General features: G+C 43.5%; 9 protein-coding genes, 1 tRNA gene and 2 pseudogenes. 4 read left to right on the top strand and 8 right to left on the bottom strand.

Annotated elements, in window-relative coordinates:
• Positions 1-14 precede the first annotated feature (14 nt).
• Positions 15-782, top strand: a pseudogene (locus VIR50_RS10680) (helix-turn-helix domain-containing protein); the annotation flags it as partial.
• A 57-nt stretch (positions 783-839) separates the two neighbouring features.
• On the opposite strand, the gene VIR50_RS10685 reads toward VIR50_RS10680, so the two are convergent.
• Both VIR50_RS10685 and VIR50_RS10690 read right to left on the bottom strand, forming a co-directional pair.
• Positions 840-2246 (bottom strand): ATP-binding protein, encoded by a 1407-nt coding sequence (locus tag VIR50_RS10685; RefSeq protein WP_331935109.1) that lies wholly within the window; start codon positions 2244-2246, stop codon positions 840-842.
• A 555-nt stretch (positions 2247-2801) separates the two neighbouring features.
• A complete protein-coding gene (locus VIR50_RS10690; protein ID WP_331935110.1) occupies positions 2802-3182 on the bottom strand; it encodes an insulinase family protein in 381 nt (126 codons plus the stop codon).
• Between the two features lie 422 nt (positions 3183-3604).
• On the opposite strand from VIR50_RS10690, the gene VIR50_RS10695 reads away from it, so the two are divergent.
• Positions 3605-4378 carry a hypothetical protein gene (locus VIR50_RS10695; protein WP_331935111.1) on the top strand — a complete coding sequence of 258 codons (774 nt, stop codon included), beginning with the start codon at positions 3605-3607 and terminating at the stop codon, positions 4376-4378.
• A 74-nt stretch (positions 4379-4452) separates the two neighbouring features.
• Here the strand turns inward: VIR50_RS10695 and VIR50_RS10700 are convergent, their stop codons facing one another.
• The 5 genes from VIR50_RS10700 to VIR50_RS10720 form a co-directional block, all read right to left on the bottom strand.
• Positions 4453-4857, bottom strand: a complete 405-nt coding sequence (locus VIR50_RS10700) for a hypothetical protein (protein ID WP_331935112.1) — start codon at positions 4855-4857, stop codon at positions 4453-4455.
• 352 nt (positions 4858-5209) lie between these two features.
• Positions 5210-5282: transfer RNA gene (locus VIR50_RS10705), tRNA-Lys, on the bottom strand.
• A 269-nt stretch (positions 5283-5551) separates the two neighbouring features.
• Entirely contained in the window at positions 5552-6649 is a 1098-nt protein-coding gene (locus tag VIR50_RS10710) for an AI-2E family transporter (protein ID WP_331935113.1), read from the bottom strand.
• Positions 6627-7232 carry a thymidine kinase gene (locus VIR50_RS10715; protein WP_331935114.1) on the bottom strand — a complete coding sequence of 202 codons (606 nt, stop codon included), beginning with the start codon at positions 7230-7232 and terminating at the stop codon, positions 6627-6629. The genes VIR50_RS10710 and VIR50_RS10715 overlap by 23 nt, the downstream gene beginning before the upstream one ends.
• Before the next feature lie 83 nt (positions 7233-7315).
• Positions 7316-8941 (bottom strand): AAA family ATPase, encoded by a 1626-nt coding sequence (locus tag VIR50_RS10720; protein ID WP_331935115.1) that lies wholly within the window; start codon positions 8939-8941, stop codon positions 7316-7318.
• A 221-nt stretch (positions 8942-9162) separates the two neighbouring features.
• Between VIR50_RS10720 and rsmI the strand changes: the two genes are divergently transcribed.
• Both rsmI and VIR50_RS10730 read left to right on the top strand, forming a co-directional pair.
• The gene (gene rsmI / locus VIR50_RS10725; RefSeq protein WP_331935116.1) at positions 9163-9855 is read left to right on the top strand and encodes a 16S rRNA (cytidine(1402)-2'-O)-methyltransferase; all 693 of its coding nucleotides are present in this window, start codon (positions 9163-9165) and stop codon (positions 9853-9855) included.
• Between the two features lie 13 nt (positions 9856-9868).
• Complete coding sequence (locus VIR50_RS10730) at positions 9869-10729, top strand: Cbp1 family collagen-binding glycoprotein adhesin (protein WP_331935117.1); 861 nt, start codon at positions 9869-9871, stop codon at positions 10727-10729.
• A 545-nt stretch (positions 10730-11274) separates the two neighbouring features.
• On the opposite strand, the pseudogene VIR50_RS10735 reads toward VIR50_RS10730, so the two are convergent.
• A pseudogene (locus VIR50_RS10735) lies at positions 11275-11517 on the bottom strand (transporter); the annotation flags it as partial.

An 11517-nucleotide genomic window follows, 5' to 3' on the forward strand; every position in this document is an offset into this window, starting at 1 on the left:
AAACAGATTGAGTTATGACAACATCAGAAAAGGTCATCAAGAACAAACTGGGATTGCTTGAACTCTCCCAACAGTTAGGAAACGTATCACGTGCTTGCAAGATTATGGGCTATAGTCGTGACAGTTTTTATCGTTTTAAAGAATTATACGAACAAGGCGGTGAAGTTGCCTTGCAGGAGATTTCCCGCCGTAAACCGATCATGAAGAACCGTGTGGAGGAACATATCGAACAGGCTGTTGTGCAAATGGCAATAGACAACCCCGCATTGGGACAAGTTCGTGTATCTAATGAACTCCGTAAGAAAGGTATTCTTATTTCTCCGGGCGGGGTGCGCTCCATATGGCTACGGCATGACATGGAAACTTTCCAGAAACGCCTGAAAGCATTATCCGCTAAAGTGGAACAAGAGGGTATCATCCTTGATGAGAATCAGGTAGCAGCATTGGAAAAAGCGAAAGAAGAAAAACAAGCACATGGAGAAATCGAGACCTATTATCCCGGTTTTCTTGTCTCACAAGATACTTATTATGTGGGATATATTAAAGGTGTAGGACACATTTATCAGCAGACTGTCATAGACACTTACTCCAAAATAGGTTTTGCAAAGCTGTATGATAGGAAGAATGCGCTTGTGGCTGCTGACATGCTCAACGATAGGGTCATTCCTTTTTTCGAACAACATGACTTGAAGTTGATGCGCATGCTCACTGATAGGGGCACGGAATACTGCGGGAACAGAGAAAACCATGAGTATGAGCTGTATTTGGCTGTAGAGGATATTTTCATTACTCTCGCTGGCACTATCTTTGCAAAAGTTGCCGACTAAAATATGTGAATATCAAGCTTTATTCTTTGAGGCATCTTGCTGAAGCATGGATGCGATGATGTCCTTTGGATAATAACATGGAATATCAGCCTTGGTTTCTGTTTTAAGGAACAATACCGTGTGTACCTTTTGACCTTTTTTTACAAAAGGCAGGCGGCTGGCACGGCTAGTTAATTGCTCATATACGCTCTGCGCCTCGCCTCTTTCTCGCCATTTACATTCAGCCACAAGGATGTGTTTCTTGTCGAACGACTCGGCTACAAGGTCAAGTTCAATCTGCTCATAATCGTTGCTATCATACTCTTTTGGTATGCCGCCCCACCATCGAGAGGCGATGCCATAGACTACACCACCGATTTCGTTGCCTGTTACAAAGTCGCGACAAAGTTTCTCCCATATCTGACCAACGTATGTACTGAAGTCCTTATGAATAATGTCCATCACAAGATCTTGACGATCAAGCTCGATAAGATATTTATTGGGATTAATAAACTTGTAATAAAAGGACAGAAAGTTATCCCCAAGGCGATACAGACCTTTCTTGCTGTTCCTCGGGTTGTCGCCAAACGGTATATCCTTTTCTACATAGCCCAAATCGGTCAGAATGCTGATGGGCTGAGAAAGATTGGTGGTGGGTTGCTGCATACGACCGGCTATCTCTGAAATGCGATTTACTCCATTGCCCACAGTAGTAAGTAAAGAGAAAGATGTGGCCGTATCACGACGCTCATCACGGAGCAACCGAGTCGGTTCATCGTACAACGTGCCATAATTATTGACCAGCAGATTGCGCACCGCTTCTTCCATGCTATCATAGTCGACACGAAGTTCCCAATAGCGTGGTACACCACCCCAAACGGCATATTCTTCAACAGCCTCTTGGTCGGAACAATGCAAAGCTTCTTTTATATAAGGTAAGCGTAATTGCTTCAGCCTTGGCTGCCAGGCGCAGCGTTGATACAAGGGTGACTTTTCGTTGAGTACCAAGGAATGCATCATCAACTGAGATGAACCACAAAGAATCAGGTTGTATTTAAGTTTCTTGTTATCCACCAATCGTTGAATGATGGAGGGCAGCGAAGGATCGCTCTTGACGAGGTATGAAAATTCATCTAAGCATACCGAAGTGTTTTCTCCAACATATAGATTGACAGAGGTGAGCACTGTTTCCCAGTCGTGGTAAGATACTCGATCAAAGCCGTCAAACGTAAAAGAAACAGTCTTAGCAAAGGAATCTATCTGTTGCTGCGTCTGTGCTTCTTCGCTTAGATGATATACGTCTCGGTTGGTTAGAACATGCTTGATGAGTTCTGACTTACCTATACGCCGCCTACCGTAAATCACGATAAGGACGGGTCGGCTAAGGCTCAGCATGCGCTTGAATGTAGCGGTTTCTTCTATTCTATCTATAAATTCCATTTCACTAATAATTATGTTTACCAAACATTATGTTTTACAAAGATAATATTTTACATCCATATCAACACACAAAATTACCAATAATTTTAATTCTTGATAAAATTGTGTTTCTGAAAGATAATGTGTAAAAGCCATGCAACTTTGACCCTTTTGGCCAAGTAAAATAGTCCCCCTTGGCCATAATATGGTTACCCCTTTTGGTCCAAATAGCATTAACCACATTGTACAAGTATTGTCAGCGTTTTTTTTTGTATAGATTTGCATACCCGAGTCCTTGTGTAGCGGGAGCTATAAAATCTAAACAAATAAGCAAGAGAATCAAAAGCATTTTAAGGTGTTACGCGTCCGGAATAGGAATCAAGGATAGGTCAGATACGTTTCACTCTTTCCCGACGAGGACGGAAGGGTGTAGTCCTATGAGGCTTCCCCCGTGCCGCCGACCCACAAGAATATACGTGGACGTAAATATTACAGAAAGGACAAACAAGAATTATAAAGTTCAGAGTTATGGAAAGAAACAAGAATCTAATGTGGACTGTCTTCCTATGGGTACATTCAAACTTGATAAAATGTTTCATCCAAACGAGTCGTCGCGTTCAGGTCCGTTCCAAACTGCAATCCTAACGATTCACAATAACTGATAAGGCTATTGCCCTCAAAATGCTTTGTCCCTTTAAAGCACATGTGCTCCAAGAAATGGGCCAGTCCCAACTGACCGTCTTCCTCCTGCAAAGCCCCCACCCTCTGAACAATATAAAAATTGGCACGCCCTATAGCTTGCGTGCTATGTTTAATATAATAAGTAAGGCCATTTTCCAACTTTCCTACTCTCACAGCAGGATCCATGGGAATCGCTTCATCCTGAGTCTGGGCAGACAAACTAAGCACACTTATCCACACAGCTATCAGAAAGGAACATAGTCTTGATACAGTCATTATTACGTTTTTAAATTATTATTTCCTATTTCCTAATAGTTTTTGCGGCCTAAAGGTAAATAAGATACAGATAATTACCAAATTTTTAATCAAACTTTTATAAAATTCGATAAATTCTATCTACTTTTCAAAGTATTATCTATTAAAAATTGAAGTTTTACGTCGTCAATCTAATAAATGGATTATTAGATATTTGATATACATAAAAAGCTCTTACATGATAGCAATATTAAATATATAATGTAGAAAAAGCCCAGCGTGCAATTCCTATAAATGGAATCTCACGCTGGACAAATTATATTCATAAACTATATTTATATTCCTCTTCTCTTTATATTATTTAACCATGATACACAACAGCCTATCTGATTATTTTGTATTTTTGCGATATACATTTATCAACCTTCTAAATACCTAAACGTATGAAAACAAGACTTTTATCTCTTTTTGGAGGTGTTGTTATCGTTTCACTATGTCTCTTAGCTTGTTCTTCTAACAATGAGGAAGAACCAAAACAGAAAAGTCTTTATGAGCAAATGCAGCTCTTAGGATATTGGACGGCTAAAGAATTCACCAACACGCAAGGTAATATCGTACAGATTCATTTCACTTCTTCACGACACGGAACCGTATTATATGTAACACGCGAAAATACTGTAGAGAGCTCATTCGCATCTTTCAAAGAAGAAAGCGCTGATCAAATACGCCTTAATGCGTATGAAATGCCTAAAGCAACAGAACTAAAATGCGACCTAAAAAACAAGAAACTCCACTTCATTTGTGATGGCAAAGACTATACACTGACCAAGCAAGAGCATGACCAATTGGGTATCATCCAAGGCAAATGGACTTCTGCCTATTATCGTTCACGATCTCTGAAGCCCGATGACATAGACTATAATACCGTAGAGTTTAGTATAGAAAATGAGAATACAACTGATCAACACGCCATACTGAAATTTGAAGGGTATAGCAATGCAGGCAATCCTTTGTCTTCCACCTCGCAATATCAAACAAAAAATATCATTTGGCAACACGCCGATAAGCACACCATTCTCCTTGATACAACACATGGTGAAGAAGGTATTACCTATAAATTTGCCTATCACCCAGAACTCAAGCGCATCGTTCTACAACTGAATTGGGCCCCTTTCCTTACTAATAATTATATCACTTATACTAAAAATGACTGGTAAAATAGAGTAAATTACTACATCTATATTTTACCAATCGTATCATGTGATAATAGATAACAGCTATCAACCATTAGCTACTTATTACTTATGCGAACTACCGGAACAGTCTTTTCTATATCTGATTTTGTAGAGTATCTGAATGTTCCAATCTGCTTGGCACATTTACCTGAAGGCACTCTAATAAGTTGGTCATCATAGTGAGACCGGCCGTTCTCTTTTAAGAATAATACGGTTAATCCTGTTGGAATATCTGCTTCAAACCCCTGCCCCATTTCGTTAGCTAACGCATCTCCCGAATCCAACACTTGAAACACCTTAAAACTGTTTTCACTTACGCAATCTCCCTCTTTCTCAAAAAGCTCGATTCCATTATTATCAGAGTATTCTTTGCTATTTGAGGAAACGACACCACCTACTAATAGCATTATAAAAGCGCCTACAACAACGCCCGAAACAAATGTAAAGATATTATTCTTCATGGCTATTTCCATTTATTATTATAAGCTTTCCACATCTCAAAGCCAAAATCAATCTGCCAAACTATCTTCTGTCGTCAACACATTGCTATACACTTCTATTTCCAACATAGTTATTACACCCCATATTGACATGAGATAGAATCTTGGCATAACCCTTAACTTAATTCTTTGAGAACTCTAATACAATTTGTTTTTCTCTAAAGACTGCAATATCAAAATACTCAATAGGATTACAATAGCTTAATAAATATCTCATCCGTAACGCAGTTTTGACAATACATATAAACTTTAAAAACGAAAAATAGTCAGCAAATCATGTCCTTAAAACATATATTCTGCTGACTATCTTATGTGATTCGCATGGGGCTCGAACCCATGACCCCAACATTAAAAGTGTTGTGCTCTACCAACTGAGCTAGCGAATCAATCTCCAACTTTCATTTCTGAAAGCGAGTGCAAAGGTAATCAGTTTTTTTGACTCTTGCAAATTATTTACTCGTTTTTTCTTTATAAATAGGCTTTTTCACGAAAAGAGAAAAGCAAATGGGATACTCCAATACAACTATCCTCCTACAAAAAGGGCACGATTATCACTCCTTTACCACGCCGCTTTTACATATTTTCCGGCAGGTTTCTGACTGAACACTAACTAAAACCTACCTTGTTGCCATCATTATTCAGAACTTTGCCAAGGTTATTCCAACTTATTCTCCACCTGCTTTTGCTCCGCCCCTTCCTTGGTCACGTATCGTTGCCAATAGGCTATGAGCAAAGTGGTCAGCGGCAGGGCGATAATCAGACCTATAAAGCCTAACAAAGCACCCCAAATAGATAAGCTCAGCAAGAGGATGGCGGGATTAAGGCCCATGGCTTTGCCCATAATCTTGGGCGTAACAACAAAGTCGGTAATCAACTGAACCACGCCAAATACCAATAAGGCACCACCAAATACCCACCAGAAATTCTGCCCCGTGTCAGCCGCCTTGAGCATGGCAAGGAAAGCAGTCGGGATAAGCGCGAACGTATGAAGATAGGGCACAAGGTCGAGTATGCCGATAAGAATACCCAAACCGATGGCCACCGGAAAATCGATAATCGTAAAACCAATACAAAACATGATACCCATACAGAGCGCCACCATGCCTTGACCGCGAATATAATTGTTCAACTCCCGTTCCATTCCTTGCATTAGTTCGGTCCAGAAAGGCCGATGTTTCTCGGGGAAAATACGTATCCAGTTGCTCGTCAACACCTCATAATCGAGTAGAATGAAGAACATGTAAAGCAAGGTTATCATCGACGCGATAACACTGATAATGACATTTGCCGTTTGTCCCAAGAAACTGAACACCTTGGGCATGGCCGTCTTCACGGCGTCGGCAAAATCCTTGCTCTTAAAAAACTTCTCTACTTCCGCCTGATTGTCCTGAATCCACTGCGAAATCATCGCCGTAACATCGTTGGAATGGGTCGTACTGTGGACCCACTGCTTGAGAATGGCCTCCAGCTTTTGAAACTGATCGACCATGGGCGGCACCACCAAATAAGTTACCAACGCTATCACTGCCAGCACAAGCAGCAGGGCTATGACAATGGCGACGGCGCGAACCTTGACCTTCAGCTTAAATTGAATAAACTTGACAACGGGATATAAAAGATAAGCCAGCAGCCAAGCTACGAAAAACGGTAAGAGAACACTGCTCAAATAATTGACCAACAACAGAATGGAGAGCACCAAAAGGCCCATGCCCACCCAGCGCACAAATCGATCAAAGGTGATTTCCTGCTTCATGACTTGGATCCTCCCGCAACGCTTTTTGATAACATTCCCTGCACAGCGGCTCATATTCGGCTTGCTCACCCAGCAGCACCCGCTTATCGCCGGCCACCAACCGATGGCTCACATAGGCCAAACTGCCACACTTCACACAGATGGCATGTACCTTATCCACCTCATCGGCGATGGCGCACAAGGCCGGTATCGGACCGAAAGGCACGCCTTTGAAATCCATATCCAGCCCGGCCACGATTACCCGCACGCCCCTATTGGCCAGCTCATTGCAGACAGCCACCAGCCCATCGTCCAAGAATTGGGCCTCGTCTATGCCCACCACGTCAATGCCTGAAGACAAAAGCAATATGCTTCCCGACGACTCTATGGGCGTGGAAGGTATGGAATTGCGGTCGTGGCTCACGACGTCTTCCTCCGAATAACGTGTATCTATAGCCGGCTTGAATATGACAACATTCTGCCGAGCGAACTTCGCACGCTTCATACGGCGGATGAGTTCTTCGGTCTTCCCCGAAAACATGGAACCACAAACCACCTCTATTCTGCCGGGGCGGTGGGCTTCCCCTGTTATATTATCAATCATAGTAATTGCAAAATTAGGTAATTTTTCCGATATGATAATCGAGTTATCTCAATAAAGTTCTTGATAGTCGCGGAGCAACGAGGTCACACCATCTTAGAGACAGCCACTTGCAGATCCTTAGACTGTATCGTCAAAAGGTCTTCCTGCGCGTTGTTTGATTCGCGGGCTAAGCGGTCAGATTGTGCGACAAGGGCCTTTTCAAATAGGTTTCTCACATAACGCGCATTGCCAAACGTGCGCTCCTTGTTGGCGATTTTATCCTCAAACAGCGCTTGAGCCAAGTTTTCGGCCTCGGGCGAGAGCGTTAAATTATACTTCTTCAGTATCGAGTGGAAAATACGCATCAGTTCCTCGGCGCTGTAATCACTGAACGCAAAATACCTTGTAAAGCGCGATTTCAGTCCCGGGTTGGTAGCAAGAAACCGCTCCATCTCATCGGTATATCCCGCTATGATAACGATAAGGCGGTCCCGATGGTCTTCCATTTGCTTCAGAAGCGTGTCTATAGCCTCTTGCCCATAGCTGTCTTGCGGGTCCTTAGACAGCGTGTAGGCCTCGTCTATAAACAGCACTCCACCCATAGCCTTGTCTATTATTTCGGTGGTTTTGATGGCGGTTTGCCCGAGAAAGCCACCTACTAAGTCGGCCCGCGAGGCCTCCACGAGTTTGGGTTCACTGATAATGCCGAGCTGGGCATATACTTCGGCAAGTATGCGGGCTACGGTAGTTTTGCCCGTACCGGGGTTTCCGGTGAACACACAATGGTACGAAATGGCCGGAACGGGCTGCCCCATGGCCTTACGCTGCCGGGTTATCTTGATATAGTTCACCAAACTGTTGATTTCCTCTTTTACCTCTTTAAGACCTATCAACCCATTCAGCTCCTCTATCGCATTATCCGTTGTGGTTTTTCCATGCTCTTTCGCCTTGTTTTTTCTTGGCTTTTCCTTGGGTTGTTCGGGCTTGTCGTCAGGCTCATCATGCCCTGCCGTCAGGCCGAGGAGCTTTAAGTCTTCATCCGAACTTTGTTGTATTACCTCCAATATATCCCCATTTTTCAGTTTGATGGCTTTTCCCACGGTGTTCAATCCTTGTATGGTTTTGGCCTGAAGATCCCCCTGCACTGTCATCATTATTTGTTTAATATAGACGAGTGCCCATTTTTTAGCGTCGTAGGTTTCGTTGTAACTAAAAGTTTTAAGGTAACTAAACAAGTTTTTTTCCATATCGCCTATCGTATGGTTGGCAACGATATGTTCAGTCCGGCCTATCCATTGCTTCGCCTCCTGCGTGGTATCATGCACGCCGGTAGAGCGCAAGAGCTTGATAATACCTGACTTTTGACGGTGGTCGAGCGGCAGTCGTGTCCCGGCATAGCATAGCAAATAGCTGAACATAATGACCCAAACGGGCGCATTATCCATGTCGGAAGTATCGGTTTCAACGGCTTCCGCATTATCAATTATAGGCTCCGGACGGGGCGGCTCATCGGGAGATTTAAGCCAAATGGATATTTTATAATAGATAACAGCTATCAATAACAGATGCACCACAAGTACAATGATGAATACAAAAAGGCCCGTGGGCACGTCCATACCCATCCATTCAGCCAATTTGCGCTCTCCATACATCATACCCAAGGCCACAACAATGGCGACAACCGCGCTGTAGTCTGATGACTTTCCTTTCTTTTGCGTATCTTCAGACATTGTTTCGTAGTATATATTTGTACATTATTGGTTTTGGCAGTCGATTCGTACTGCAATATTCGCCATTTTTTTCGATATGTGCAAAGCATAATAAGGAAAAGTGGACGACATGTTATTTTTTTCACTATTTTTCCACAGTGCTGTCGTAGAACCTAAAAAATGTAAAGAATTTGTCTGTTTTTTTGTAGGTCAACAATTTATTACCTATATTTGTCTTTATTATGGGCACATTATATATTATACCTACTCCGGTTGGAAACATGGAAGATATGACAATGCGCGCCATTCGTATTCTTAAGGAAGCGGACTTGGTACTGGCAGAAGATACTCGCACTTCGGGTATCCTGTTGAAGCATTTTGACATCAAGAACCACCTCATGTCACACCACAAATTTAATGAACATGGAACTACGGCAGGCATTATCGAACGCCTGAAAGGTGGTCAGAATATCGCGCTTATCAGTGACGCGGGTACCCCGGGGATAAGCGATCCCGGATTCTTTTTGAGCAGAGAAGCCTCTCGGTCGGGCATTCCCGTCGTGACATTGCCGGGAGCCACCGCCTGCATTCCGGCCATCGTATCGTCCGGATTGCCCTGCGACCGCTTCTCCTTCGAGGGTTTTCTGCCCCAAAAGAAAGGCCGCCACACCCTACTCTCTCAATTGGCAGAAGAGCCACGCACCATGATTTTCTACGAATCGCCCTACCGGCTGCTCAAGACCCTCCAACAATTGGCCGAATATTTCGGTGAAGACAGGCAGGTAAGTGTGGCCCGTGAGATTTCCAAAATTCATGAAGAACATGTCCGTGGCACGCTTCAAGAAGTCATAACCCATTTCACGGAAACGGAACCGCGAGGAGAAATCGTCATAGTCGTGGCCGGAAATGACAATAAAAAGAACAAAAAACTATAAATCGAATCAAATGATGAAAAAGTTATTGGTTTACCTAATGATGGGTAGTGCAGCATTACTCACATTCAATAGTTGCAAACAAGAGAAAACAGGTCCTACCGTTGACAGTCTCGCCCAAGCTGATTCCTTGCAGAAAATCATTGACCAAAAGGATAATGAGATTAACGACATGATGGGCACACTGAACGAAATTCAGGAAGGTTTCCACGAAATCAATCAGGCGGAGAACCGTGTGAGTATTGTCAAAGACGGTGAAGGCACCAACAAGTCGCAGCAAATCAGAGAGAACATCAAGTTCATTTCCAACGCCATGAAGCGTAACCGTGAACTGATAGGCAAGCTCCAAAAACAGCTTCGTGAGAGTAGCGTGCACGGAGAGCAGTTCAAGACAACGATAGAAAACCTCGTGAAGCAGCTCAATGAGAAAGACCAGCAGCTACAACAGCTACGTGCCGAGCTCGACGCCAAGGACATTCATATAACCGAATTGGACGAAACCATCAACAACCTCAATACCAACGTATCGAGCCTGACGGCCGAAAGCAACGAAAAGAGCCAAACCATCAGCTCTCAGGACAAGCAACTCAACACGGCATGGTATGTTTACGGTACGAAGAAAGAGCTTCGCAACCAGCGCATCTATGAGGATGGCAAGGTGCTTCAGGCTAACTTCAACAAGAACTATTTCACGAAAATAGACATCCGTGTAGACAAAGTCGTGAACTTATACTCTAAGTCTGCCCGCATCCTGACGACCCATCCATCGAGCAGCTATACGCTGACCCGCGACGGAAGCAAGCAATACATCCTTCGCATTACCAATCCGGAACTCTTCTGGAGCACCAGCAAATATCTCGTAATATTGGTGAAATAAAAGAATTTAAACCATCTATACGCTCCCCTATCTTGGAAGAATGCAAAGCCATTTCCCAAGAGAGGGGATTTTTCTTCCCTGCTATCCTCACGTCTCCTCCTGCTTTCGCCAACCTATAAGCTACCCTACCGTCTTATCATGTTGCGTGGCTTTACCACTTCTTTCCTTGTTTCCCGACACGCAAAGGCTACAGCTTTACGCCCCATCGCTCGCCCTATCATCTTCATTCCTCATCTTATCATCCCTGCCTTTCCCCTCATTATATCAAACAATTGCTCACCACCTCATCACCACACACATCAAACCACTTTCTCAAAGCTGCCTTTTGACACGCCCAAAGGCCTGCTTTCGTACGCCCATTGCGGCTCTTCCGCACGGTCAAAAGCCCCCCGCGAGAATAGGATAATTTGATGAAGGGATGATAGATGAAAAGATAACACGAAGAATCGCACCATAATCCGGATTAAAGGAATAAGGATTATGAGCGACAAAAGAGAAGGCTATACGGCGGGCTACACCATAAATACGTAAGCCCCAAGTACGCTTTAATTCAGCAACCAAGCCATACCAACACCGATGTTAGCGTATTTCGATGGCTCGTTAAGGTTAAAATCACCGTACAAATTAAACTGTAAACGGGGTGAAAACATATAGGACGCGCCAACCTCACTCATGCAATTGAAGTGGCTACCGTGGCCGGGCTTGGCCCAATCGTCCTGCTTTTGCGAGTTATAACGGTTATAGCTCTCAACAAAGAAACTAAGTTTATCGTCGGGCTGATAGGTCAG

The organism is Prevotella sp., from assembly GCF_036570325.1.
GTDB lineage: Bacteria > Bacteroidota > Bacteroidia > Bacteroidales > Bacteroidaceae > Prevotella.